20 protein-coding genes are annotated in these 26,409 nt (G+C 69.4%); 11 read left to right on the top strand and 9 right to left on the bottom strand.

The genetic code is table 11. From position 1 onward, the window contains the following. Positions 1–123: 123 nt before the first annotated feature. Both H610_RS0104455 and desA read right to left on the bottom strand, forming a co-directional pair. On the bottom strand, positions 124–1,119 hold the full coding sequence (locus H610_RS0104455; protein WP_028238567.1) for a GGDEF domain-containing protein: 996 nt from the start codon (positions 1,117–1,119) through the stop codon (positions 124–126). Between the two features lie 143 nt (positions 1,120–1,262). Further along, the gene (desA, locus tag H610_RS0104450; protein ID WP_028238566.1) at positions 1,263–2,459 is read right to left on the bottom strand and encodes a delta-9 fatty acid desaturase DesA; all 1,197 of its coding nucleotides are present in this window, start codon (positions 2,457–2,459) and stop codon (positions 1,263–1,265) included. 155 nt (positions 2,460–2,614) lie between these two features. Between desA and dibA the strand changes: the two genes are divergently transcribed. From dibA to H610_RS0104425, 5 genes are all read left to right on the top strand, one after another. Continuing rightward, a complete protein-coding gene (dibA, locus tag H610_RS23225; RefSeq protein WP_028238565.1) occupies positions 2,615–4,519 on the top strand; it encodes a phosphodiesterase DibA in 1,905 nt (634 codons plus the stop codon). Between the two features lie 207 nt (positions 4,520–4,726). Continuing rightward, positions 4,727–5,110 carry a response regulator gene (locus H610_RS0104440; RefSeq protein WP_028238564.1) on the top strand — a complete coding sequence of 128 codons (384 nt, stop codon included), beginning with the start codon at positions 4,727–4,729 and terminating at the stop codon, positions 5,108–5,110. A gap of 37 nt (positions 5,111–5,147) precedes the next feature. After that, positions 5,148–7,565 (top strand): PAS domain S-box protein, encoded by a 2,418-nt coding sequence (locus H610_RS0104435; protein WP_028238563.1) that lies wholly within the window; start codon positions 5,148–5,150, stop codon positions 7,563–7,565. Then, positions 7,562–7,966, top strand: a complete 405-nt coding sequence (locus H610_RS0104430; RefSeq protein WP_028238562.1) for a response regulator — start codon at positions 7,562–7,564, stop codon at positions 7,964–7,966. The genes H610_RS0104435 and H610_RS0104430 overlap by 4 nt, the downstream gene beginning before the upstream one ends. Next, positions 7,944–9,572 carry a diguanylate cyclase gene (locus tag H610_RS0104425; protein ID WP_028238561.1) on the top strand — a complete coding sequence of 543 codons (1,629 nt, stop codon included), beginning with the start codon at positions 7,944–7,946 and terminating at the stop codon, positions 9,570–9,572. The genes H610_RS0104430 and H610_RS0104425 overlap by 23 nt, the downstream gene beginning before the upstream one ends. 515 nt (positions 9,573–10,087) lie before the next feature. On the opposite strand, the gene H610_RS0104420 is transcribed toward H610_RS0104425, so the two are convergent. Next, positions 10,088–11,581, bottom strand: a complete 1,494-nt coding sequence (locus H610_RS0104420) for an aldehyde dehydrogenase (protein ID WP_028238560.1) — start codon at positions 11,579–11,581, stop codon at positions 10,088–10,090. 168 nt (positions 11,582–11,749) lie between these two features. On the opposite strand from H610_RS0104420, the gene H610_RS0104415 reads away from it, so the two are divergent. The 5 genes from H610_RS0104415 to H610_RS0104395 all read left to right on the top strand — a co-directional run bounded on the left by H610_RS0104415 (position 11,750) and on the right by H610_RS0104395 (position 19,520). Further along, entirely contained in the window at positions 11,750–13,066 is a 1,317-nt protein-coding gene (locus tag H610_RS0104415) for an aspartate aminotransferase family protein (RefSeq protein WP_028238559.1), read from the top strand. A 277-nt stretch (positions 13,067–13,343) separates the two neighbouring features. Continuing rightward, complete coding sequence (locus H610_RS0104410; protein ID WP_028238558.1) at positions 13,344–13,796, top strand: (2Fe-2S)-binding protein; 453 nt, start codon at positions 13,344–13,346, stop codon at positions 13,794–13,796. A 92-nt stretch (positions 13,797–13,888) separates the two neighbouring features. After that, positions 13,889–16,009, top strand: a complete 2,121-nt coding sequence (locus H610_RS0104405; RefSeq protein WP_152529045.1) for a xanthine dehydrogenase family protein molybdopterin-binding subunit — start codon at positions 13,889–13,891, stop codon at positions 16,007–16,009. Between the two features lie 9 nt (positions 16,010–16,018). After that, positions 16,019–17,260 (top strand): c-type cytochrome, encoded by a 1,242-nt coding sequence (locus H610_RS0104400; RefSeq protein ID WP_028238556.1) that lies wholly within the window; start codon positions 16,019–16,021, stop codon positions 17,258–17,260. A gap of 292 nt (positions 17,261–17,552) precedes the next feature. Next, complete coding sequence (locus H610_RS0104395) at positions 17,553–19,520, top strand: AAA family ATPase (protein ID WP_028238555.1); 1,968 nt, start codon at positions 17,553–17,555, stop codon at positions 19,518–19,520. A gap of 233 nt (positions 19,521–19,753) precedes the next feature. Here H610_RS0104395 and H610_RS0104390 read toward each other — a convergent pair whose 3' ends face one another. From H610_RS0104390 to H610_RS0104370, 5 genes are all read right to left on the bottom strand, one after another. After that, positions 19,754–20,371: a TPM domain-containing protein gene (locus H610_RS0104390; protein ID WP_028238554.1), complete on the bottom strand. Its 618-nt coding sequence runs from the start codon at positions 20,369–20,371 to the stop codon at positions 19,754–19,756. A gap of 34 nt (positions 20,372–20,405) precedes the next feature. Beyond that, the gene (locus tag H610_RS0104385) at positions 20,406–21,164 is read right to left on the bottom strand and encodes a TPM domain-containing protein (RefSeq protein ID WP_043237602.1); all 759 of its coding nucleotides are present in this window, start codon (positions 21,162–21,164) and stop codon (positions 20,406–20,408) included. Next, positions 21,164–21,769 carry a LemA family protein gene (locus tag H610_RS0104380; RefSeq protein ID WP_028238552.1) on the bottom strand — a complete coding sequence of 202 codons (606 nt, stop codon included), beginning with the start codon at positions 21,767–21,769 and terminating at the stop codon, positions 21,164–21,166. Before H610_RS0104380 ends, H610_RS0104385 begins: the two co-directional genes overlap by 1 nt. Positions 21,770–22,228: 459 nt before the next feature. Next, positions 22,229–23,452, bottom strand: a complete 1,224-nt coding sequence (locus tag H610_RS0104375; RefSeq protein ID WP_028238551.1) for a CaiB/BaiF CoA transferase family protein — start codon at positions 23,450–23,452, stop codon at positions 22,229–22,231. Between the two features lie 173 nt (positions 23,453–23,625). Further along, positions 23,626–24,807 carry an acyl-CoA dehydrogenase gene (locus H610_RS0104370; protein ID WP_028238550.1) on the bottom strand — a complete coding sequence of 394 codons (1,182 nt, stop codon included), beginning with the start codon at positions 24,805–24,807 and terminating at the stop codon, positions 23,626–23,628. A gap of 169 nt (positions 24,808–24,976) precedes the next feature. Here H610_RS0104370 and H610_RS23220 point away from each other — a divergent pair, with 169 nt between their 5' ends. Next, positions 24,977–25,924 carry a LysR family transcriptional regulator gene (locus tag H610_RS23220; RefSeq protein ID WP_051231492.1) on the top strand — a complete coding sequence of 316 codons (948 nt, stop codon included), beginning with the start codon at positions 24,977–24,979 and terminating at the stop codon, positions 25,922–25,924. 186 nt (positions 25,925–26,110) lie between these two features. Here the strand turns inward: H610_RS23220 and H610_RS0104360 are convergent. Continuing rightward, positions 26,111–26,409: transposase (locus H610_RS0104360; RefSeq protein WP_028238549.1), on the bottom strand; the 299-nt coding region annotated here is incomplete at its 5' end.

Here is a 26,409-nt window from a genome sequence, read left to right as displayed (position 1 = left end):
TCTAAAGGGACGGGACGCGTGGGGATTTAGTTGCCGGCGGGCGACGGGCTGCACGCCAACCGGCGGCAGCTGGCCTGGCAGAACGAGGGCCATCGTAGGCAGGAGCGGCGCGCCGGCCCCGCTTCAGCCGAGCACGATCCGGTTCGGGCCTTCGCGCCGGGCCTGGTGCACGGCGTGGTCGGCCCGTGCGAACAGGCTGGCGAGGTCGGCGTCGTCGGCGCGCAGCGAGGTCAGGCCGAAGCTGGCGCTGACGGTGAAATCGCCGCCCGGCGCCGGGAACACCAGGCGTTCGATCTCGCCTTGCAACCGCAGGGCGATCTGCTCGGCGAGGTCCGGCGCACAGCCGGGCAGCAGGGCGGCGAACTCTTCCCCGCCGATGCGCCCGAACAGGTCGCCGCGGCGCAGCACCGAGGCGCCACAGCGAGCCACCTGTTGCAGCACCTGGTCGCCGACCGCATGGCCGTGCTCGCTGTTGATCTGCTTGAAACCGTCGATGTCCAGCAGCAGGAAGGCCACGGGCGTAGCGAACTGCCGGGCGTGGTCGAACTCGCGCCCGGCGCACTCGAAGAAGTGCCGGCGGTTGCTGCTCTGGGTGAGCACGTCGGTGGTGGCCAGGCGCTCCAGCTCGCCCTCCATGCGCTTGCGCTCGGTGATGTCCTCGGCGATCCCCACCAGCAGGGGGCCGCGGTCGTGGCCACCGGAGCGGCCGAGGAAGCACTTGTCGCTGATCCAGCGCAGCTGCCCGTCGCCGCGGATGATGCGGTATTCGCGCGTCTCGACGGCGCCCTGTTCGAGGGCGTCGAGCATGCTCACCCGCGCGTAGACCAGATCGTCCGGGTAGATGCTGTTGCGCCATTCGCCGTAGTCGGCCAGCAGCATCGCCATGGAACGGCCGAAGATGCGCTCGTAGGCCGGGCTGACATAGATCATCCGCTGGGCCTTCCAGTCGAAGGCCCAGAGCACCGCGTTGACGCTGCCGAGCAGCAGGCTGAGCAGCTGCTCGCGATCGCTCAGGCGCGCCACCTCGGCACGTGCATGCATGAGCGCCAGCAAGGTTTCGGCTTCCGTGCCGGGCATCAACCGGCCCGCACTCTCCCGTCTATCCGTCGCCAGACCCATGCCGCTCCCCCTGGATTGGAACACAGGCGCCAATCGCCCGCGTTAGAGCGATCTTTCCCATTCGAGACGTTGCTAAGAGAACCGGCAGGAAAAACAAAGTTCCGGTCGGTGCGCCCAGGGCCCGGGCGCACCGATCAGCGGTGTCAGGCCGCGGCCGAAGCGGTGGCCGGGCGCAGGGAGTAGGTCTTGAGCTGGTTGGCGAAGTCGTGCAGCGACTGGATGCCGCTGGCCTCCGCCTCGTGGATCCAGTCCTTGATCGCGGCCAGCATGTCGTGCCCGTTGGCGCTGGTGCGTGCCCAGATCTGCTGCAGCGCCAGGCGCTTCTCGTAGATCACCCGCAGCGTGTGGCTCTGCTGCAGCATCAGGTCGATGCGCGCCTGCTGTTCGTGGTGCAGCAGGCTCGGCTCGCGCGACAGCAGCCGCTTGGCGCGGCGGAACTGATGGCGCACCGAGGCATCGGCCTTGGCCAGTTCCTGGCGCACCAGCGGGCCGATGACCAGCTTGCGGTACTGCGCCATGATCTGGAAACGGTTGTTGAGGATGGCCATCGCCGTGTCCATGTCCAGGTGGCCCTTGCCCTCGACGCGGTGGGCGATGGGCGCGACGCGGTTGACCTTGGCCAGCCCCAGCGCGCTGAACAGCTTGATCCAGACCCAGCCCAGGTCGAATTCCCACTTCTTCACCGACAGCTTGGCCGAGTTCGGGTAGGTGTGGTGGTTGTTGTGCAGCTCCTCGCCGCCGATGAGGATGCCCCAGGGCACCAGGTTGGTGGCGGCGTCCTTGCACTCGAAGTTGCGATAGCCCACGGCATGGCCGAGGCCGTTGACCACCCCGGCCGCCCAGAACGGAATCCAGATCATCTGGATCGCCCAGACCGACAGGCCGAGGAAGCCGAACAGCGCCAGGTCGATCAACGCCATCAGCGTCACCCCGGCGTTCGGGAAGCGGCTGTAGAGGTTGCGTTCGATCCAGTCGTCCGGGCAGTTCTTGCCATATATCCGCAGAGTCTCTTCGTTCTTCGCTTCTTCCATGTATAGTTCGGCCCCCTTGCGCAGCACGGTGCCCAGGCCCTTGTGGACCGGACTATGCGGATCTTCGGGGGTCTCGCACTTGGCGTGGTGCTTGCGGTGGATCGCGGTCCACTCGCGGGTGTTCATGGCGGTGGTCAGCCACAGCCAGAAGCGGAAGAAATGCTTGAGCGCAGGATGCAGCTCGAGCGAGCGGTGAGCGGAATACCGATGCAGGTAGACCGTGACGCTGACGATGGTGACATGGGTCAGAGCCAGGGTGACCAGAACGAGTTGCCAGATCGACAGGTCGAGAAAACCGTTGTACCACATAGCGCTTGGGTGCCTCTTGGGAAAGAAATGCGCAGGCCGATGAGCAGGCCCGTCCGCATTATCTACTTCACCGGCGAGAAAACCACTCTACCTTTCGGCAGGTAGGGCGCCACACGTCGTACCAAATGTTTCTGCCAATAGCTGGAAAAAACGCAATGTCCGAATTTCGCCAGGCGCTGCGCATCGCGTTGCTCTACGGGACCCTCGCCACCCTCTGGGTGCTGCTCAGCGACGAGGGCCTGCGCCTGGTCGGCAACCGCGTCGACGTGGCCGCCTGGCAGTCCTACAAGGGGCTGCTGTTCGTCGCGGTCACCAGCCTGCTGCTGTACGTGCTGGCGTGCCTGCACCTGCGCCGCATCAACCAGGAGCTGCGCCGCCGCCAGCAGCTCGACGCCAGCCTGCGGCAGGCCGCCGCCGTGTTCGAAAGCAGCCTGGAGGGGGTGCTGGTCACCGACGCCGAGCAGCGCATCGTGCACACCAACCCGGCCTTCACCCGCATCACCGGCTATACCGCGGCCGAAGTGCTCGGACGCACGCCCAACATGATGAAGTCCGGCCGCCACGACCAGCCGTTCTACGAGCAGATGTGGCACTGCCTGCAGCAGCACGGCGAATGGCGCGGCGAGATCTGGAACCGGCACAAGAACGAGTCGGTGTTCCCGGTCTGGCAGTGCATCCGCGCGATCCATGACGAGCAGGGCCAGCTCAGCCACTTCGTCGCGGTGTTCTCCGACATGAGCGCGATCAAGCGCTCGCAGAGCGAACTGGACTTCCTCGCCCACCACGACCCTCTGACCACCCTGCCCAATCGCCTGATGTTCACCCAGCGGGTCGAGCACGCCCTGGAGCGGGCGCAGCAGGACAAGCGCACCGGCGCGGTGTTCCAGCTCGACCTGGACTACTTCAAGCACATCAACGAAAGCCTCGGCCACCGCATCGGCGACCAGTTGCTGCAGGCCATCGGCGAACGCCTGCAGCATCCCGCCGAGGGCATGACGCTGGCCCGCCTGGGGGGCGACGAGTTCGGCCTGCTGTGCGAGCACTGCAGCTCGGTCGAGCACGCCGCGGCGCTGGCGCAGTCGATCCTGCAGGTGTTCAGGCAGCCCTTCCGCCTGGAGGGCAAGGAGCTGTTCATCGGCGCCAGCGTCGGCATCAGCCTCTACCCCAGCGATGCGCAGACCGCCGAGCAGGTACTACGTAACGCCGACTCGGCGCTGTCGCGCGCCAAGAGCCGCGGCCGCCAGACCTATGCCTTCTACAGCCAGGAACTGACCGCGCTGGCCAGCCAGCGCATCGAGCTGGTCTCGGCGCTACGCCACGCGCTCGAGCGCGGCGAGCTCTGCGTGCACTACCAGCCGATCCACGACCTGGCCAGCGGGCGGGTCCTCGGCCTGGAGTCGCTGGTGCGCTGGGAGCGGCCCGGCTACGGCCTGGTGCCGCCGGACGAGTTCATCCCGATCGCCGAGGAGACCGGCCTGATCGCCGCGATCGACGCCTGGGTGCTGCGCCAGGCCTGCCGGCAGATGCGGCGCTGGCTGGACGAGGGCCGCGCGCTGGAATTCGTCGCGGTGAACGTCTCCAGCCGCTCGTTTGGCACCGGCGAGCTGGACGCGCGGGTCGCGGCGACGCTGGAGGAAACCGGCCTGCCGGCCCGTCACCTGGAGCTGGAGATCACCGAAAGCGCGGTGATGGAAGACCCGGACGCCGCCCAGGCGCTGCTCGAGCGGCTGGGCGGGCTCGGCGTGCAGCTGTCGATCGACGACTTCGGCACCGGCTACTCGTCCCTGCTGCGGCTCAAGCGCCTGCCGGTGCACAAGCTGAAGATCGACCGCGGCTTCATCGCCGGGCTGCCCAGTCACGAGGAAGACATGGCGCTGACCATGGCCATCATCGCCCTGGCGCGCAGCCTCGGGCTGCAGGTGCTGGCCGAGGGGATCGAGCGCCCGGAGCAGGCCGAGTTCCTCCTGCAGCGCCAGTGCCTGCAGGGCCAGGGCTACTGGTTCGGGCGTCCGCAGCCGGCCGCGACGCTCGCCTTGCCGGGCCCGGACGCCACGCCCTGACGCGCGCCGGGCGGGCGATGCGCGCCAGTATTCCGCGCAGGCCGGCCAGCGTATATTCAGGCGCTGTCGCCGGCCGATCGGCTGCCAGCCGTACAGGTGACGCCCGGGCGCCGGGCACCTGCACGACAAGACGGCGCGGCGCCCGTTGGGCGGACGGGCACGGCGCGGCGCCCGGGCGCACTACACTCTTTTTCTGGGGAGGCCGCGATGGAACTCAAGCGCATTCTGCATGTCGAGGATGATCCGTCGATCCAGGCGGTGACCCGGCTGGCGCTGGAAATGGTGGGGGGCTTCGAGGTGTTGAGCTGCTCCTCCGGGCCGCAGGCCCTGGCGCAGGTGGATGCGTTCGCCCCGGACCTTATCCTGCTGGACGTGATGATGCCGGGCATGGATGGGCCGCAGACACTCGCCGGCCTGCGCGAACACCCGGCGCTCGCCGACGTGCCGGTGGCCTTCATGACCGCCAAGGTCCACCCCGGCGAGATCGAGCACCTGCGTGGCCTGGGGGCACAGGAGGTGATCATCAAGCCGTTCGACCCGATGCAGCTGGCCCAGCAGGTGCGGCTGATCTGGCAGAACAGTCGTCGCTGAACGTCCCTCGCCCTCGCCGCCTGCAGCAGACCCGACCATGGACCCGAGCCCGAACCCCGCCAAGGAACACCCCGCCGACCCCGAGCCGTCCCGGCTCTCGGCCCTGCTCCGTTACGAGATCCTCGACACCCCGGACGAACAGGACTTCGACGACTTCACCCAGCTGGCCGCCTACATCTGCGGCACGCCGATCGCCCTCATTTCGCTGCTCGACGAACACCGCCAGTGGTTCAAGAGCCGCGTCGGGCTGGAGGTCTGCGAGACGCCGAGGAAAATCTCCTTCTGCACCCACACCATCCAGGGCGACGGCATCTTCGAGGTCCAGGACGCACTGACCGACGCACGCTTCCACGACAACCCGCTGGTGCTCGGCGCGCCGGGGATCCGCTTCTACGCCGGCGCGCCGCTGACCACGCCGGACGGCCACAACCTCGGCACCCTGTGCGTGATCGATCGCCGCCCGCGGGCGCTCGGCCAGAGCCAGCGCGACGCCCTGGTACGCCTGTCGCGGCAGGTCATCCGGCTGTTCGAGGAACGCCTGCTGGCCCGCCGCCATGCCGAACAGGCGGCGCTGCAGCAGGCCATCCTTGACAGCGCCGCCAGCGCGGTGCTGGTGATGAACGTGGACGGCACGGTGGCGCGGCAGAACCCGGCGGCGCAGCGGCTGTTCGGCTACGAGGACGAGGAGCTGCTCGGCCGCCCGGTCAGCGAGGCGTTGTTCCCGCGGGACGCGCTGGAGAACCAGGCGGCGCTGCTCTCGGCCGAGTTCCACCAGAGCATCGAACCCGGCTTCGCCGTGCTCACCGCGCCGCTGCGCCGCGGCCCGCAGTACATGCGCGAGTGGCGCCTGCGCCACCGCCAGGGCGGCGAGGTGCCGGTGCTGCTCAACGTCTCGCCGATCCACGACGAATCCGGGCGGCTGCGCGGCTACCTGGCGATCGCCCACGACCTCACCTTCCAGGCGCAGCTGCAGCTGCGCCTGCAGCAGATCGCCGCGCAGGTGCCGGGCATGCTGTTCCAGTTCCACTGGCACAAGGGCGACTACGGCTCCTTCCCCTACGCCAGCGAAGGCATCGAGCAGATCTACGGGCTGCAGCCGGAGCAGGTGGCCAACGACATGACGCCGATCCTCGAGAAGGTCCATCCGGACGACCGCCCGCGGGTCAGCGCGGCCATCCACCGGGCCGCCGAGCAGAACGGCGCCTGGCACCTGGAGCACCGCGTGCTGCATCCGCAGCGCGGCGTGATCTGGGTCGAGGCACGCGCCACGCCGGTGCCGCAAGCGGACGGCTCGGTTCTCTGGAACGGCCTGGTCACCGACATCAGCGGGCGCAAGGCGCAACAGGCCGAGCTGGACAAGCAGCAGGAGATGAACCGCCGGCTGCTCGAGGCGCTGTCCGAGGGGGTGGTGGCCTGCGATGCGCAGGGCAATCTGACCCTGTTCAACGACCTGTCCCGGCAGTGGCACGGCCAGGGCGCCCGACCGGTGCCGCCGGAACAGTGGGCGTACGTCTACGGGCTCTACCAGCCGGACGAGGTCACCCTGCTGGCGCACGACCAGGTGCCGCTGTTCCGGGCGCTGCGCGGCGAGCACGTGCGCGACGTGGAGTTCGTCGTGCGCAACGGCGACCAGGTGCGCCACGTGCAGGCCAACGGCAACCCGCTGTACGCCCCCGACGGCACGCAGGCGGGCGCCGTGGTGGTCATGCACGACATCACCGAACGCAAGCGCATTGAGCGCATCCAGCGCGAATTCGTCGCCACCGTCAGCCATGAGCTGCGCACCCCGCTGACCTCCATATCCGGCTCCCTGGCGCTGGTCTGCGGCCGGGTCATGGGCGACATCCCCCCGCACCTGCAGGAACTGCTGGACATCGCCTACCAGAACAGCCTGCGCCTGAGCGCGCTGATCAACGACCTGCTGGACATGGACAAGCTCAGCGCCGGCAAGCTGCGCTTCGACTTCCGCGTGCAGGCCCTGCAGCCGCAGCTGGAACAGGCGCTGCGCAGCAACCAGGGCTACGCCGAGCGGCACCAGGTGGGCTACCGCCTCGGCGGCCACACCGACGCGCTGGTGCGGGTCGACCCGCTGCGCCTGCAACAGGTACTGAGCAACCTGCTTTCCAATGCGGTGAAGTACTCACCCACCGGCGGCGTGGTGGAGCTGACCAGCGAGCTGCGTGATCGCTGGGTCAGGGTCAGCGTGCGCGACCAGGGGCCGGGGATCGCCCCGGCGTTCCACGACCGGGTGTTCCAGAAGTTCGCCCAGGCCGATTCCTCAGACGCCCGCCAGAAGGGCGGCACCGGCCTGGGCCTGGCGATCAGCAAGGAACTGATCGAGCGCATGGGCGGGCGCATCGGCTTCGACACCCACACCGAGCAGGGCGCCTGCTTCTGGTTCGAACTGCCGCGCAGCGATCTGATCGAAAGCACTTCAGGCGAGGGGAACAAATGAAGCCGCTGCAACGCATCCTGCACGTCGAGGACGTGCCGGCGATCCAGGTGGTGACGCGTATCGCACTCGAGCGCGTCGGCGGCTTCCAGGTGCTCAGCTGCACCACCGGCCAGGAAGCGCTGGACCGGGCGGCCGCGTTCGATCCGGACATGGTCCTGCTCGACGCCATGCTGCCGGGAATGGACGGCGCCGAAACGCTGCGGCGGCTCGCCGGGCGGATCGACCTCGGCCGCGTGGCGGTGGTGTTCCTGACCGGCGACATCGATGCCGAGCGGCTCGAGGAACTGCACCAGCTGGGTGCGCGCGAGGTGCTGAGCAAACCCTTCGACCCCATGCAACTGCCTGCACGACTGACGGCGATCTGGGACGCGATGGATGATGACGGCACGACCGAAGGATGAAGTACGGGACGCACTGCGCGCGCTGAACGAGCAGTTCGCCGAGCGCCTGCGTCGCGAGCTGCCGGCACTGGCGGCGCAGGCCGAGCGCCTCTCCGGCGACATGGCGGGCGAGCGCCGGGCCATCGAGCTCGACGACCTGCGCAGCCGCCTGCACCGTCTCGCCGGTGCCGCCGGCTCCTTCGGCCAGCCCGCGCTCGGCCGCGAGGCCTGGCGGCTGGAACAGCGGATCGCGCGCTGGCTGGAGGCCTCCGAACCGGCCGAGGCGGGGTTCGGCGAACTGGCCGAAGCGATGCGCGAGCTGGCCCGCAAGGACCTCAGCGGCGCCGGCGATACCGCACCGGTCCCGAGCCTGGAGGCGGAGCCCGCCGGCCAGTGCATCTACCTCATGGAAAGCGATCCGCAGGCCTGCCGGCTGATCAGCCAGACCTTGCGCACCTTCGGCTACCAGGTTCAGGCCTGCCATGACCTCGACGGGCTCGAGGCGCTGTTCCGGCAGCAGCCGCCGGACGCCCTGGTGCTGGCCCTGCACGCCTGCGACGCGCTGACCCGCGTCAAGGCGCTGCAGGCCGGGCTCGAACGGCCCCTGCCGCTGATGGTGATCGGCGAGCGGGACGACTTCGACATCCAGCTCGCCGCGGTGCGCGCCGGCGCCGAGGGCTTCTTCACCCGCCCGCTGGACCTGACCCGGCTGGAAAGCCGCCTGGCGCGCAGCCTCGAGCGGCAGCAGGGCGAGCCGTACCGGGTGCTGATCGTCGACGACGACGCCGACCTGACGCTGCGCTACAGCCTGGTGCTGCGCGGCGCCCGGATGGAGGTGCAGGCGCTCGACGAGCCGGTACGGCTGTTCGAGACCCTGCACGCGTTCAATCCGGAAGTGGTGCTGCTGGACCTGAACATGCCCGGCTGCTCCGGACTGGAGCTGGCGCAGATGATCCGCCTGCACGACGACTGGCTGCGCATACCGATCATCTACCTGTCGGTGGAGACCGACGCCAGCCGGCAGATGGAGGCGCTGGTCAAGGCCGGCGACGACTTCATCACCAAGCCGATCAGCGACAGCGCGCTGGTGTCCGCGGTGTTCTCCCACGCCCAGCGGGCCCGGGCGCTCAGCGCCGCGCTGACCCGAGACGGCCTGACCGGCCTGCTGACCCACGCCAGCATCAAGGAGCAGCTGCTGGTGGAGGTCGACCGGGCCCGCCGCAGCGGCCGTCCGGCCTGCGTGGTCATGCTCGACATCGACCGCTTCAAGCAGGTCAACGACAGCCACGGGCATGCCGCCGGCGACAGCGTGATCCGCGCCCTGGCCAACCTGCTGCGCCAGCGCCTGCGCCGCGTCGACAGCCTCGGCCGCTACGGCGGCGAGGAATTCCTGGCAGTGCTGCCGGACTGCTCGGCGACGCAGGCGCTGCGCATCTTCGACCACATCCGCGAGCGCTTCGCCGAGCTGACCTTCAGCGCCGGCGGCGCCTCGTTCCAGGCGACGCTCAGCGCCGGCATCTGCGAAACCAACCCGGCGCTGGACGCCGGCACCCTGCTGGAACAGGCCGACCGGGCGCTCTACGCGGCCAAGCACGGCGGGCGCAACCAGGTGTGCGTGGCGGACTAGCGGAGGGCTGGCGAGGGTGTGTGGGCGCTACCGCGCGGTGCCGGTGGCGCCAGCCCCCTTCCGCAGGCGTTGCACCCTGTGGTGCCGGCTTGCTCGCAGGCAGAGCCTGTTCCTACAGGGAGCATCGAAGCTCCAGGCAACGCCTGGCCTTTCCCTTCTCCCGCCGGGAGAAGGTGGCCCGCAGGGCCGGATGAGGGAGGCGCAGCCTCGACGCGCAGCCGGGCACGCCCTGGGAGCGACTGTCTCGACGCAGAACGAGTCCGGCCGCCGTCGCCGCGAGGGCGCGCAATCCACAAGGATGTGGTGAATGCCGCAAGCCCGTCGGGAACGGGCGCGGCCTCCCACAGAATCCGCTGGGCACCGCTTGTTTTTGTGGGAGGCCCGCCCTCGGCGGCGATGCTGGAAGCGATCTTAGCCGCGAGCGGGTGGGCTGAAGCGAAACGCCGCCCGGCCCACCCTATGGAACGCGTCCCGACCAACCTGCATCTGGTTCCCCAACCTTTCGTGGGAGCGGTCTATAGCTGAATCCAGGTGGCCTTGAGCTCGGTGTACTTGTCGAAGGCGTGCAGCGACTTGTCGCGGCCGTTGCCGGACTGCTTGAAGCCGCCGAAGGGCGCGGTCATGTCGCCGCCGTCGTACTGGTTGACCCACACGCTGCCGGCGCGCAGCGCGCGGGCGGCGCGGTGGGCCTTGGACAGGTTGGCGGTCCAGACCGCCGCGGCCAGGCCGTACTGGGTGTCGTTGGCGATGCGGATGGCCTCGTCCAGGTCGTCGAATTCGATCACCGAGAGCACCGGGCCGAAGATCTCCTCGCGGGCGATCTTCATGGCGTTGCTCACCCCGTCGAAGATCGTCGGCTCGACGTAGAAGCCGCCGGTCTCGTGCAGCGTGCGGCCACCGCCGATCAGCACCTGGGCGCCTTCGCGGCGGCCGGCGTCGATGTAGCCGAGCACCGTCTCCAGCTGCTGGGTATCGACCAGCGCGCCGACATTGGTCGCCGGGTCCAGCGGGTTGCCGGGCTTCCAGCCCCTGAGCGCCTCGACCACCAGCGGCAGGAAGCGCGCCTTGATCGAGCGCTCGACCAGGAGCCGCGAGCCGGCGGTGCAGACCTCGCCCTGGTTGAAGGCGATGGCGCTGGCCGCGGCCTGGGCCGCCGCCTCCAGGTCCGGCGCGTCGGCGCAGACGATGTTCGGGCTCTTGCCGCCGGCTTCCAGCCAGACCCGCTTCATGTTCGATTCGCCGGCATAGATCATCAGCTGCTTGGCCACCCGCGTGGAGCCGGTGAACACCAGGGTGTCGACGTCCATGTGCAGGCCCAGCGCCTTGCCCACCGTGTGTCCGTAGCCCGGCAGCACGTTCAGCACCCCGGCCGGCAGGCCCGCCTCGAGCGCCAGCCGGGCGATGCGGATGGCGGTCAGCGGCGACTTCTCCGACGGCTTGAGCACCACCGAGTTGCCGCTCGCCAGCGCCGGGCCGAGCTTCCAGCAGGCCATCATCAGCGGGAAGTTCCAGGGCACGATGGCGGCGACCACGCCGACCGGCTCGCGGGTGACCAGGCCGAGCTGGTCGTGCGGGGTGGCGGCCACCTCGTCGTAGAGCTTGTCGATCGCCTCGGCGCTCCAGCGGATGGCATTGGCCGAGCCGGGCACATCGATGTTCAGCGAGTCGCCGATCGGCTTGCCCATGTCCAGGGTCTCGAGCAGCGCCAGTTCCTCGCGGTGCTCGGCGAGCAGTCCGGCGAAGCGGATCAGCGTGGCCTTGCGCCTGGCCGGCGCCATACGCGACCAGACGCCCGACTCGAAGGCCGCGCGGGCGCTGGCCACGGCGCGGTCGGCATCGGCCTGGTCGCAGCTGGCGACCGTCGCCAGCCGGCGGCCGTCGATCGGGCTGAGGCAGTCGAAGGTGGCGCCGCCGGCCGCGTCGGTGTACTCACCCTCGATGAAGGCGCGGCCTTCGATGCGCAGGGCCTGGGCACGCTGTTGCCAATCGGCGAAGGTCGGAGTGGTCATGCGGCAGCCTCTTCGGTCGGATGGGGAAGGGTAATGAAAGCGCACCCTACAACTCGCGCACAGGGCCTATCAATATTTTTTACGAAACAGGGCAAAACGGCCTTGTAGCGTTCGTTTTATTAAACATAGACTCAGGACCACCTCTCCTCCCGCCCCCTGGAGCCCGCCATGCCACACACCGCGTCTTCCGACCACTTCTGGATGCCCTTCACCGCCAACCGGCAGTTCAAGGCGGGCCCGCGCCTGCTCGAACGCGCCGAAGGCATGTACTACACGACCACCGACGGGCGCCAGGTGCTCGACGGCACCGCGGGCCTGTGGTGCTGCAACGCCGGGCACGGTCGTCGCGAGATCACCGAGGCGGTGAGCCGGCAGATCGCGACCATGGACTTCGCGCCGACCTTTCAGATGGGCCATCCGCTGCCCTTCGAGCTGGCCGAGCGCCTGTCCACCATCACCCCGAACGGCCTGAACCGGGTGTTCTTCACCAACTCCGGCTCGGAATCGGTGGACACCGCGCTGAAGATCGCCCTGGCCTACCAGCGCGCGATCGGCCAGGGCACCCGCACCCGGCTGATCGGCCGTGAGCTGGGCTACCACGGGGTCGGCTTCGGCGGCATCTCGGTCGGCGGTATGGTGAACAACCGCAAGGCCTTCAGCGCCAACCTGCTGCCCGGCGTCGACCACCTGCCACACACCCTCGACATGGCGCGCAACGCCTTTACCCGCGGGCTGCCGGAGCACGGCGTGGAGAAGGCCGAAGAACTGGAGCGGCTGGTCGCCCTGCACGGCGCCGAGAACATCGCCGCGGTGATCGTCGAGCCGATGTCCGGTTCGGCCGGCGTGGTGCTGCCGCCCAAGGGCTACCTGCAGCGGCTGCGCGAGATCACCCGCAAGCACGGCATCCTGCTGATCTTCGACGAGGTGATCACCGGCTTCGGCCGCGTCGGCGAGCCCTTCGCCGCGCAGCGCTGGGGCGTGACGCCGGACATCATCACCTGCGCCAAGGGCCTGACCAACGGCTCCATTCCCATGGGCGCGGTGTTCGTCGACGAAAAGCTCTACCAGTCCTTCATGACCGGGCCGGAGAGCGCCATCGAGTTCTTCCACGGCTACACCTATTCCGGCCACCCGGTGGCCTGCGCCGCCGCGCTCGCCGCCCAGGAAATCTACGCGCGGGAGAACCTGTTCCAGAAGGCCATCGAGCTGGAAGGCTACTGGCAGGATGCGCTCTGGAGCCTGAAGGACCTGCCGAACGTGATCGACATCCGCACCACCGGGCTGGTCGCCGGCATCCAGTTCGCCGCTCACGCCGACGGCATCGGCAAGCGCGGCTACGAGGTGTTCCGCCACTGCTTCGAGAACGGTGCGCTGGTGCGCGCCAGCGGCGACATCGTCGCCCTGTCGCCGGCGCTGATCGTCGAGAAGCCGCAGATCGATGCCCTGGTCGAGCGCCTGGCCGACGCCGTGAAGGCGGTGGGCTGAGCCAGCGGTAGCTTCGCGAACGTCGAGGCCCTCACCGCACCAAGTCCTCTCCCTGCGGGGAGAGGACCGGCCATCATTGGTGGGCTGAAGCCCACCCTACGCCCCGGACGAGCCCCTGTGGAAGCAGGCTCTGCCTGCGACCCTGCCCACGCACCGCCCCCCTCTATCTCGCCTCCTGACGCTCGCCAGCGGTCACATTTGCGCTTTGCCGTTGTCTCGAACAGAACGCGCCCGCAAGCAGGCGCGAATGCACCGGCCAGACGATGAGGTTCCTTCCATGCTGACGCTTTCCATCAACGGCGCCGACCTGCAGGTCGACGTGCCCGAAGACATGCCCCTGCTCTGGGTCCTGCGCGATGTGCTGGGGCTGACCGGCACCAAGTACGGCTGCGGCATCGCCCAGTGCGGCGCCTGCACCGTGCACCTGGACGGCGTCGCCGCGCGCGCCTGCGTGCTGCCGGTCGGCAGCGTCGGCCAGCGCAAGGTCGTCACCATCGAGGCGATGAAGGAGCACCCGCTGGGCCAGCGCCTGCAACAGGCCTGGCTGGAGGACGAGGTGGTGCAGTGCGGCTACTGCCAGCCCGGACAGATCATGTCGGCGGTGGCGCTGCTGGCGCAGAACCCGGCGCCGGACGACCAGGCGATCGACCTCGGCATGGCCGGCAACCTGTGCCGCTGCTGCACCTACACCCGCATCCGCAGCGCCATCAAGCGCGTGGCCCAGGCGTGAGGAGGCCGGACGTGAGCGTGGATTCCAACGCACCGCTGTCGCCCAGCCGGCGCCAGTTGCTGAAGGTCGGCGCGCTGGCCGCCGGCGGGCTGATGATCGGCTTCGCCCTGCCCTTCAGCGGGCGCAGCTTCGCCGAACAGGTGATCAACGAGGGCCCGGAGGACGGGCGCACCCCCACCGCCACCGCGCTGGATGCCTTCATCGGCATCGACCGCCAGGGCCGGGTGTTCTTCACCGTGCCGAAGATCGAGATGGGCCAGGGCGCGCAGAGCGGCCTGGCGACGATCCTCGCCGAGGAGCTGGAGGTGGGCCTCGAGCAGATCACCCTGAAGGAGGCGCCGCCGAACGAGCAGCTGTACAACGACAAGCTGCTCAACTTCCAGGCCACCGGCGGCTCCACCTCGATTCGCAGCAACTGGGAGCCGCTGCGCCGCGCCGGCGCCGCCGCGCGCCTGCTGCTGATCCAGGCCGCCGCCGGGCAATGGCAGCTGCCGGCCGACCAGCTGCGCGCCGAGAACGGCCGGGTGCTCGGCCCGGATGGCCGCTCGCTCGGCTACGGCGAGCTGGTCGACGCCGCCGCGCAGCTGCCGGTGCCGGAGAACGTGCCGCTGAAGACGCCCGAACAGTTCCGCCTGATCGGCCAGCCGAGCCGGCGCCTGGACACCCCGGACAAGGTCGACGGCACCGCCCGCTTCACCATCGACCTGACGCTGCCCGGCATGAAGCACGCCTCGACCCTGACCTGTCCGGTGCTCGGCGGCCGCCTGGCCGAGGTCGACGAGCGCGCCGCGCGGCAGGTCCCCGGCGTGCGCGAGGTCATCCGCCTGGACAACGCCGTGGCGGTGATCGGCGACCACACCTGGGCGGCCTTCGCCGGCCTGCGCGCGCTCGAGGTGCGCTGGGACCTGGGCGAAAACGCCGACATCGGCTCCGACGCCATGGAGCGCGACCTGCACCGGGCGCTGGACGGCGACGACGGCGCGGTGGCCAACGAGGCCGGCGACATCGAGCAGGCGCTCAAGGAGGCCGCCAGCACCTTCGAGGCCGAATACGAGATGCCCTTCCTCGCCCACGCCGCGCTGGAGCCGATGACCTGCGTGGCGCAGGTGCGGCCCGATGCGGTGGAGCTGTGGGTCGGCACCCAGGTCCCGGTGCGCGCCCAGACCGCCGCCGCCGAGGCCGCCGGACGCCCGCCCGAGCAGGTGATCGTCAACAACCAGCTGATCGGCGGCGCCTTCGGCCGCCGTCTGGAAACCGATTTCATCACCCAGGCGGTGGCCATTGCGGCCAAGGTCGACTACCCGGTCAAGCTGACCTGGACGCGTGAGGAAGACACCACCCACGACCTCTACCGCCCGCACTACGTCGACCGCTTCGCCGCCGCCCTCGACGGCGAGGGCCGCCTGCTCGGCTGGCGGCACCACATCGCCGGCGCCTCGGTGCTGGCCCGCTTCGCCCCGGCGGCGGTGCCGCCGAACGGGCTCGACGGCGACGCGGTGGAGGTCGCCATGCACCCGATCTACGCCATGGAGCACCTGCGCGTGAGCTACACGCCGGTACCCCCGAAGGCGCTGCTGCAGAGCTGGTGGCGCGGCGTCGGGCCGCTGCGCAGCAGCTTCATGCTGGAGAGCTTCATCGACGAGCTGGCGCTCAAGGCCGAGCGCGACCCGGTGGACTACCGCCTCGAGCGCCTGGCGCTGCATCCGCGGGCGCAGAGGGTGCTGCGCCGCGCCGCCGAGCAGGCCGGCTGGGGCGAGGCGCTGCCCGCCGGGCGCGGGCGCGGCGTGGCCGTGCAGTTCGTGTTCGGCAGCTACCTGGCGACGGTCGTCGAGGTGGAGGTCGGCGAGGACAAGGCGCTGCGCGTGCGGCGCATCGTCAGCGCGATCGATTGCGGCCGGGTGATCAACCCGGTCTCGGTGCGCGCGCAGATCGAGGGCGGCACCCTGTTCGGCCTCTCCGCGGCGCTGTTCAACGAGATCACCCTGGCCGAGGGGCGCGTGCAGCAGACCAACTTCCACGACTACCGCCAGCTGCGCATCAGCGATGCGCCGCCGGTGGAGGTGCAGCTGATCGACAGCAGCGAGGAGCCGGGCGGCGTCGGCGAGGCCGGCACCGCGCTGATCGCCCCGGCGCTGGTCAATGCCGTGGCCGCCGCCAGCGGCACGCGGGTGCGCCGCCTGCCGCTGGTGCGCGCCGGTTATCACGTCGTCTGAGGAGCTCGCATGAACCTACGTACCTGTCTGCGCGGGGTGTTCGGCCTGAGCCTGCTCCCGCTGGCCGCCGTCGCCCAGACCGCGCCGGCCGACCAAACGCTGATCGAGCGCGGCGAATACCTGGCGCGCGCCGGCGACTGCCTGGCCTGCCACGTCGTCGAGGGCGGCCGTCCCTACGCCGGCGGCCTGCCGATCGAGATGCCGTTCGGCACCCTGTATTCGACCAACATCACGCCGGACAAGGAAACCGGCATCGGCAACTGGAGCGACGACGACTTCGTCAAGGCGATGCAGCAAGGCGTCGGCCCGGACGGCCAGCACTACTACCCGGCCTTCCCCTACACCTCCTTCACCCTGATGCCGCGCGAGGACATCCTGGCGATCAAGGCCTACCTGTTCAGCCTCGAGCCGGTGCGCCAGCAGAACCCGGAGAACGACCTGCGCTTCCCCTTCGACCAGCGCTGGGGCATGGCGCTGTGGAACCTGCTGTTCCTCGACGACGAACGCTTCGAGCCGGACCCTGCGCAGTCGGAGCAATGGAACCGCGGGCGCTATCTGGTCGAGGGGCCGGGCCACTGCGCCGAGTGCCATTCGCCGCGCAACCTGTTCCAGGCCCGCAGCGGCTCCAAGCACCTGGCCGGCGCCGAGATCCAGGGCTGGAACGCCTGGAACATCACCGCCGACGAGGAGGCCGGCATCGGCGCCTGGCCCGATGAGGCGCTGGCCCGCTACCTCAGGACCGGCGTCGCCGAAGGCTACGGCGTGGCCGGCGGGCCGATGGCCGAGGTGGTCAACCACAGCCTGCGTCACCTGACCGAAGCGGACATCGACGCCATGGTCGTCTACCTCAAGACGGTGGAGCCGCAACCGGCGGATATCGGCCGGCCGGCTCCGCGCGAACTGGCCGCCGAGGTGCCGGCCGAGACCGCGCACCCGCTCGGCCGCAAGCTGTTCGCCGACGCCTGCGCCAGCTGCCACCAGTGGGACGGCAGCGGCCGGCAGACGCCCTACGCCGCGCTGCGCGGCCTACGCACGGTGCACGATGCGGACGGGCGCAACCTGCTGCGCATCCTGCTCGACGGCGGCCATCTGGAAGGCCCCGACGGTCATCATCTGATGCCGGCGTTCAACCGCCACTTCGACGACCGCGAGCTCAGCGACCTGGGCAACTTCGTGCTCTCGCACTTCGGCGCCACCGAGGGCAGGCTGACGCCGGAGGGCGTGGCCGAACGGCGCAAGCCAGGCAGCTAGCGCGTCAGCGAACCGGTCGCCGGCCTGCCCGACGACCGGTCATTCGTCGATTAGTACCCTGCCGTTCGTCGCATCCACCCAACGCACCGGGCGGTTGCCGTATTCTCGCGGCCAACGGGTTCCCCACCCGATCAACGGCCTGTCTGACCCCGAAAAGCCTGCCGATAAGCCTGTCAGCGTCTGGCCGACTTCGCGCCGATCTTGGCGCCAGCGGGATTTCCCGCGCTACGGTGGTCCGCCCGCGGGCGGTTGTATGATGATGCGCGGGCCCAGCGCCCCGCCTGGAAGTGAAATGAAGAAAGCACCGCTGCTTCAAGGCCGTCGCGGCCTTGCGCTCTGCCTTTTCGTCCTGCTGGTGAGCGCCGTGCTGGCCGCCTGGCAGTTCATGCCCGCCTCGCCGGCCAACCCGCCCGCCGCCGGTAGCGTCGCCGCCATGCTCGCCGAGCTGAAGGACTCGACCGAGCCCTGGCGCAGCAACCGGCGCGACATCTCCACACTGATGGCCGACCTCACCGAGAGCCGCATCGGCACCGCCGCGATCAGCGACGAGGCGGTCTACGTCACCACCGCCGACGGCCTGCAGTACTGGGTGCCGGACCAGTCCGGGCGCATCGCCGACCTGCTGCTCGAGCGCTATGCCGGCCTCTCCGGCGAGCGCTTCCCGGTCACCCTGTTCGACACCGACGGCGAGACGCCCTGGTACAAGCGCGTGCTGCCCTATTCGCCGATCGGCCTGCTGATCCTGCTGGCGGCCGGTGTGGCCATCTACCGGATGCAGCCCTACCGTGCCCGCCGCGAAGGCACCGGCATCGGCTTCGACCAGGTGATCGGCGCCGGCGAGGCCAAGCTCGCGCTGCGCGACGTCACCGCCTACCTGCGCGACCCGGCGGCCTACGCTGCCCTCGGCGCGCGACCGCCGAAAGGCGTGCTGCTGACCGGCGAGCCGGGCACCGGCAAGACCCAGCTGGCCAAGGCGCTGGCCACCGAGTCCAACGCCGCCTTCATCCAGGTGACCGGCAGCGAGTTCTCCTCGATGTACTTCGGCGTCGGCATCCAGAAGGTCAAGGCGCTGTTCCGCGCGGCGCGCAAGCAGGCGCCCTGCATCATCTTCATCGACGAGATCGACGGCATCGGCAAGCGCGCCGAGCAGCAGCGCTCCAGCGACGCCGAGAGCAACCGCATCATCAACCAGTTCCTCGCCGAGATGGACGGCTTCGAGCCGGCCAGCGGCGTGCTGGTGCTCGGTGCCACCAACTTCCCCAACTCGCTCGACCCGGCGCTGCTGCGCGAAGGCCGCTTCGACCGCTCGATCGCCGTCGGCCTGCCGGGGCTGGACGACCGCGAGAAGCTGTTCCGCCTCTACGCCGGCAAGATCCGCGCGGCCGAGGGCCTCGACTACGCCCAGCTGGCGCGCAACACCGTCGGCCTGACCCCGGCGTCGATCGCCTACATCGTCAACCACGCGGCCCTGCTGGCGGCGCGCGGCGAGGCGCTGCAGGTGGAGATGAGCCACTTCGTCGACGCCATCGAGACCTGCCGCATCGGCGAGCAGCCCTCGGGCGTCACCCCGCTGTCGGCCACCGACCGCAAGCGCATCGCCGTGCACGAGGCCGGCCACGCGCTGATCGCCGCCGACCTGCGCGTCGGCCGGGTGGAGAAGGTCACCATCCTGCCGCGCGGCCAGGCGCTGGGCGTGACCCTGGTCACCCCGGTGGAGGACAAGCGCCTGCACCTGGAATCCGAGCTGCGCGCGCGCATCATGATGTTGCTGGCCGGCCGCGGCGCCGAGCAGCTGTACTTCAACGAGGTGTCCTCCGGCGCCGGCCAGGACCTGCAGGAAGCCTCGAAGATCGCCCTGTCGATGGTCGGCGCGCTGGGCATGAGCCCGAGCGGCACGCTGCTCAGCCTGCAGGCGGTGCGCGAGGCGAACATCGACTTCGATTCGCGCGCCTCCATCGAGGCCGCCGACCACCTGCTGCGCAGCCTGGAACGCGAGTGCCTGGCGCGCCTGCGGCTGATGAAGCCGGCGCTGGACGAGATCACCCAGCGCCTGCTGGACGAGGAAACCGTGCCCGGCGAAGACGTGCTCGCCGCCATCGCCCGCCTGCCCCAGCCCAGCCAGGACGCGCAGATCAGCGTGCTCATCGGCCCGGCGCTGGAAGCCATCGACCGGGTCGCCGCCAGCGCCATGAACGGCGAGGGGCTGCAACTCACCCCGCTGGGCAAGGACGGCGACGACGAAGGGCCCGGGATGGTCTGACGGCCTGGCGATACCAGAAGGCTCGTGGTCGAGACCGCTCCCACGACACGCACCGGCCCGTGGGAGCGCCTGTCTTGACGCGGAACGCGCAGAACGAGTCCCGATCGCCGCTCGGCCCCGCTGTCGCCGCGAGGGCGCGCCTCCCACAGGATTCGGTGGGCACCGTTCGCTTTCGTGGGAGGCCCGCCCTCGGGGCGATGCTCTTGTGGGAGCGTCTTGACCGCGAACCGCTTTTATTCGAGCACCACCAGCCGGTTCGGCAACTCGTTGCGCGGGTGGGTCTTGGGCACGTGCTGCCTGAGCAGCGCGCCGCAGGCCTCGATGCAGATGATGAAGCCTTCCAGCACCTGGCCGGCGCGCACCTGCTCGGTGAAGGCGGCGACGATGGATTCCCAGGCCCGGTCGTCGATGCGGCTGGAGATGCCGCGGTCGGCAATGATCTCGACGTAACGTTCGGCCTCGGAAACGAAGATCAGGATGCCGGTATCGCCCTCGGTGTGGTGCAGGTTCTGCTCGATGAACTGCCGCCGCGCCAGGTTGCAGGCGCGCCAGTGGCGTACCGAGCGGGGAATCAGCCGGGTGGTCACCGAGGGCATGCGGAACACCATCGCCAGCACCACGAACAGCGCCCACTGCACCAGCAGCAGCTCGACGGCGCCCAGCCAGTCGGTGAACAGGAGCAGCGCCGCGGGCAGCACCAGCGCCACCAGGCTGGCCCAGAGCAGCGGGATGTAGCGGTAGTCGTCGGCCTGCGCGGCGAGCACGGTGACCAGCTCGGCGTCGGTGTCGCGCTCGATCCGCTCGATCGCCTCGGCGACCAGCTGGCATTCGGCCTGCGTCAGTAACCTCACGTCCTTTCTCTCCTCAACTGGGCTTGATCGGGCCTTACCAGCCGCCGGAAGCCCCGCCGCCGCCGAAGCCGCCGCCGCCCCCGCCGAAGCCTCCTCCGCCGAAGCCGCCGCCTCCGCCCATGCCGGAGCCACGGCTCATGCCGCCGAGCAGCGCCCCGAGCAGCACGCCCCGGCGCATGCCGCCACGGCGGCCGCCCCCACCGCCGCCGCCGAGCATCATCATCACCACCAGCAGCACGAAGAACAGCAGCACCGGCAGAGCGCCCTCCGGCGCCTGCGGCCCGGCCGGCGTGTAGCTGGCCTGGCGCAGCGGGTCGCCGCCAAGCACCTGGACCATGGCCGCGGCGCCCTCGGTGATGCCGCGCGCGAAGTCGCCCTGCTGGAACGCCGGGGTGATGATGCGGTTGATGATCAGCGAGGCCTGGGCGTCGGTCAGCCGGCCCTCGAGGCCGTAGCCGACCTCGATGCGGATGCGTCGCTCGTCGCGTGCCACGATCAGCAGCGCGCCGCTGTCCTCGCCACGCTGGCCGATGCCCCACTGGCGGCCGAGCTGCAGGCCGACCTCCTCGATGGTGCGCCCCTGCAGGTCGGGCAGGGTCACCACCACCACCTGTTCGCCGCTGGCCTGCTCGTGGGCGGCGAGCATCTGCGTCAGCCGCACCTCGGCCGCCGCGTCGAGCATCCCGGCCTGGTCGACCACCCGCCCGGTCAGCGGCGGCGCCTGGAACTCCTGGGCCGCCAGACCGGCGGCCCAGAGCAGCAGGCCGAGCGCGAGGAACGGCAGGCGCTTCATCAGAACTTCACTTCGGGGGCGCGTTCGGCGTTCTCGGTGGTGGCCTCGAAGTTCTCGCGCAGCGGCATGTCACGATACAGCACGCTGTGCCAGATGCGCCCCGGGAAGGTGCGGATCTCGGTGTTGTAGCGCTCCACTGCCTGGATGAAATCGCGCCGCGCCACGGCGATGCGGTTCTCGGTGCCTTCGAGCTGCGACTGCAGGGCGAGGAAGTTCTGGTTCGACTTCAGGTCCGGATAGCGCTCGGCGACCGCCATCAGCCGGCTCAGCGCGCCGGTCAGCTGGGCCTGCACGGCCTGGAACTGCTGGATGCGCTCGGGATCGTCGAGGGTGCTGGCGTCGACCTGGATGGAGGTGGCCTTGGCCCGCGCCTCGATCACCGCGGTGAGCGTCTCGCGCTCCTGGGCGGCGTAGCCGCGCACCGTCTCGACCAGGTTGGGCACCAGGTCGGCTCGGCGCTGGTACTGGTTCTCCACCTGCGCCCAGGCCGATTTCACCTGCTCGTCGTATTGGGGGATGTTGTTGATGCCGCAGCCGGCCAGCAGCCAGGTCATGCAGAGCATGGCGGCTGCGCGCCAGATCGTTCGCTGATGTGAAAGGTCCATGGTCGCTCGTGTCCCAGTTCGTCGATCAATAGGCACGACGAAGGGCGCAGAGTTCAGCCCGTCGTTGGGCTTCGTCGCCAGACGACTCAACCCAACCTCGTATTGGCGAGCGGGCACCTGGCACAGGCGGGCGATATCCCAGACGCAGGCGCGGCATGACAGGCTTCACAGGGAAATGGGTTCGTTCGCGGTCAGGGATCGCTCCCACGCACCTCGCGTTCCATGCGCCTGCCGGCTTTCGTGGGAGCAACTGCCTTGACCGCAACGACGCCCGCGGCCAAGGTCGCTCGGCCCGTAATCGCCGCGAGGGCGCACAATCCACAGGATGTGGTGAATGCCGCAAGCCCGTCGGGAACGGGCGCGGTCTTCCACAGGATTCGGTGGAACCCCTTTGTTTTTGTGGGAGGCCCGCCCTCGGGGCGATGCTCTTGTGGGAGTTCTCGACTGCGATCGCCAGCCCTACACCACGCCATCCTGCTGCAAGCGCTCGATATCGGCCGGACCCAGGCCGAGCAGGCGCCCCAGCACCGCCTCGGTATGCTCGCCCAGCAGCGGCGGCGCCTGACGGTAGCTCACCGGGGTTTCCGAGAGGCGGATCGGGCTGGCCACCTGCGGCAGCGTGCCGGCCAGCGGATGCTCGACTTCGACGCGCAGGCCGCGCGCCCGCACCTGCGGGTCGGCGAACACCTGCGCCAGGTCGTTGATCGGGCCGCAGGGCACGCCGGCCTGCTCCAGCGCGCTCACCCACTCGGCGGTGCTGCGGAACACCGTGACCTGGCGGATCATCGGCACCAGCTCGGAGCGATGCGCCACCCGCGCCTTGTTGGTGGCGAAGCGCGGATCCTCGGCCCACTCGGGCTTGCCGGCCACCTCGCAGAACTTGCGGAACTGGCCGTCGTTGCCGACCGTGATGATCAGGTCGCCGTCGGCGGTGGGGAAATCCTGGTAGGGCACGATGTTCGGGTGGGCGTTGCCCAGCCGCCTCGGCGCCACCCCGGTGGTCAGGTAGTTCATCGCCTGGTTGGCCAGGCAGGCGACCTGCACGTCGAGCAGGGCCATGTCGATGTGCTGGCCGATGCCGCTCTGCTGGCGGTGGTTGAGCGCCGCCAGCACCGCGACGGTGGCGTACAGGCCGGTGAGGATATCGGTCAGGGCCACGCCGACCTTCACCGGCCCGGCGCCCTCCTCGCCCTCGCCGCGCCCGGTCAGGCTCATCAGCCCGCCGAGCGCCTGGATCATGAAATCGTAGCCGGCGCGCTGGGCGTAAGGGCCTTCCTGGCCGAAACCGGTGATCGAGCAATACACCAGCTTCGGGTTGACCGCCTTCAGCGCGGCGTAGTCGAGGCCGTAGGCGGCCAGGCCGCCGACCTTGAAGTTCTCCAGCACCACGTCGCACTGCGCGGCCAGTTCGAGGACCAGGCGCTGGCCCTCGGGCCGGGTGAAGTCCACCGTCACCGACTGCTTGTTGCGGTTGGCGGAGAGGAAATAGGCCGACTCGGAGGTGTCGCGCCCCTCGGCATCCTTGAGGAAGGGCGGCCCCCAGTGGCGAGTGTCGTCACCGCTGCCGGGGCGCTCGATCTTGATCACCTCGGCCCCGAGGTCGGCAAGGATCTGCCCCGCCCAGGGCCCGGCGAGCACGCGGGACAGGTCGAGGACGCGGATGTGGGAAAGGGCACCAGGCATGCCGGAAATCCTTCGTAGGGTGGAAAACGACCGCAGGTCTTTTCCACCGGTTGGTGGCGGTGGAAACGCCGAGGCGGTTTCCACCCTACGGTCTAACAGGCTGGAGGCTGGACGGGAGGATTCACCTACCGCTTTTTCGTCCAGCCTTCAGCCCAAGGCGCTCTTCTCGGTCCTTAAAAGAACGCCTGGATGCCGGTCTGCGCGCGGCCGAGGATCAGCGCGTGCACGTCGTGGGTGCCCTCGTAGGTGTTCACCACCTCCAGGTTGACCAGGTGCCGGGCCACGCCGAATTCGTCGCTGATGCCGTTGCCACCCATCATGTCGCGGGCCAGGCGCGCCACGTCGAGCGCCTTGCCGCAGCTGTTGCGCTTCATGATCGAGGTGATCTCCACCGCCGCGGTGCCTTCGTCCTTCATCCGGCCCAGGCGCAGGCAACCCTGCAGGCCGAGGGTGATTTCGGTCTGCATGTCGGCCAGCTTCTTCTGGATCAGCTGGTTGGCGGCCAACGGACGGCCGAACTGGTTGCGGTCGAGCACGTACTGGCGCGCGGTGTGCCAGCAGAACTCGGCGGCGCCCAGCGCACCCCAGGCGATGCCGTAGCGGGCGGAATTCAGGCAGGTGAACGGACCCTTCAGGCCGCGCACGTCGGGGAAGGCGTTCTCCTCGGGGCAGAACACGTTGTCCATGACGATCTCGCCGGTGATCGAGGCGCGCAGGCCGACCTTGCCGTGGATCGCCGGAGCAGACAGGCCTTCCCAGCCCTTCTCGAGGATGAAGCCGCGGATCGCGCCCTCGTCGTCCTTGGCCCAGACCACGAAGACATCGGCGATCGGGCTGTTGGTGATCCACATCTTGGCGCCGGACAGACGATAGCCGCCGTCGACCTTCTTCGCCCGGGTGACCATCGAGCCCGGGTCGGAACCGTGGTTCGGCTCGGTCAGGCCGAAGCAGCCGATGGCCTGGCCGCTGGCCAGCTTCGGCAGGTACTTCTGCTTCTGTGCCTCGGTGCCGAACTCGTTGATCGGCACCATCACCAGCGACGACTGCACGCTCATCATCGAGCGGTAGCCCGAGTCGATGCGCTCGACCTCGCGGGCGATCAGGCCGTAGCACACGTAGTTCAGGCCGCTGCCGCCGTACTCTGCGGGAATGGTCGCGCCGAGCAGGCCGGTCTCGCCCATCTCGCGGAAGATCGCCGGGTCGGTCTTTTCATGGCGGAAGGCTTCGAGGACCCGCGGGGCCAGCTTGTCGGCGCAGAACTGCGCGGCGCTGTCGCGCACCATGCGCTCTTCCTCGGTGAGTTGCTGGTCGAGCAGCAGGGGGTCGATCCAGTTGAAGCTTGCTTTGCCGGCCATGGAAATTCCTCTTAGTCGCTCTGCCGGACGCTACCGGCGGGATGCACTGATCCTAGGCGCCGCATCGCGCAGGGGCAAACGAGGATTTCGCAACGACCTGTGCAATAAACGCACTTCGTATTAGGCTTTTGTGCCCATATTTCCCGCTGACGAGTGAGCCCTACGCATAATGCGCCGCAAGATCCCCAGCACGTCCGCCCTGCTCGCCTTCGAGGCCGCGGCCCGCCACGAGAGCTTCACCAAGGCCGCCGAGGAGTTGTCGCTGACGCAGAGCGCAATCTGCCGGCAGATTGGCGGGCTGGAGGCCTTTCTCGGCATCGAGCTGTTCCGCCGTTCGCGACGGGGGGTGAAGCTGACCGAGGCGGGGCTGTCCTACAGCCGGCGCGTCGCCCTGCAGCTCGACGCGGTGGAGCGCGACACCCTCTCGGTGATGGGCCGGCACGGCGCCGGGCGCCTGGAACTGGCGTTGGTGCCGACCTTCGGCACCCAGTGGTTGCTGCCGCGGCTGCGGGATTTCCAGGCCCGCCATCCGGAGATCACCGTCAACCTGACCAACCGCACCCGGCCGTTCCTGTTTGCCGACACCGAGTTCGACGCGGCCATCTATTTCGGCAACGCCGACTGGTCGGGCACCGAAGCGCACTTCCTGATGCCGGAGCACTCCGTGCCGGTGTGCAGCCCGGCCCTGCTCCCACAGGGCGCGCCGCTGGCGCCGGAGGCGATCGCCGAGTTGCCGCTGCTGCAGCAGACCACCCGCCCCTACGCCTGGCGACAGTGGTTCGATTCGCTGGGAATGAAGGTGCCGCGCGACATGACCGGCCCGCGGCTGGAGCTGTTCTCCATGCTCGCCCAAGCCGCCGAGCACCAGATGGGCATGGCGCTGATCCCGCCCTTCCTGATCCAGCGCGAGCTCGCCGAAGGCCGCCTGGTAATCGCCCACCCGCACGCCTACCGCAGCGAGACGCAGGCGTACTACCTGATGATTCCGGAACGCAAGGTCGAATCGGCGGCGCTCAACGCCTTCCGCGACTGGCTGCTGGAAGAGGCGCGGGCCTGGCGGGAGCGCGACGGCGGGCCGGCAGGCGCCGCAGCGGCTGAAGCCCGCTTGATGGGCTAAAACCCACCCTACAGCGGGGCGGCCTCTCCGCCCCGTAGGAGCGAGGGGGATGCCAGGTCCTCGTTCGCACAGGAACGCGGCGCCGGCGTCGAATCGTTCGCGACCAAGGTCGCTCCTACACGGCGCCCTGCCCAGCGCGTGAGGGGCCCGCTGTCACGGCCAGCTTGGTAGATACCGTCTTGAGCCCTAGTGGGCAAGGGCCAGTTTAGGGTCGAAAGGCTGGCCGGATTTCAGTACCCCATAGGCGATGTGCAATAGCTTGCGCATGGCGGCACAGACGATCTGCTTGCCGGTCTTGCCCCTGGCTTTCAAGCGGTCCCGCAGAGCGCTGATGGCGGCGTTGTGCTTGAGCGAGCAAACAGCCGGCATATAGAGCCCAGCCCTCAGGCGAGACGAGCCCGTTCGAGATATGCGCGTCTGGCCCTTGTAGGTGCCGGACTCCTGCAGCTTGGGGTTCAATCCGGCAAAGGCGGTGATCGCACGGC

This window comes from Stutzerimonas azotifigens DSM 17556 (genome assembly GCF_000425625.1).
GTDB lineage: Bacteria > Pseudomonadota > Gammaproteobacteria > Pseudomonadales > Pseudomonadaceae > Stutzerimonas > Stutzerimonas azotifigens.
This window is presented reverse-complemented; position numbering and strand designations above follow the sequence as displayed.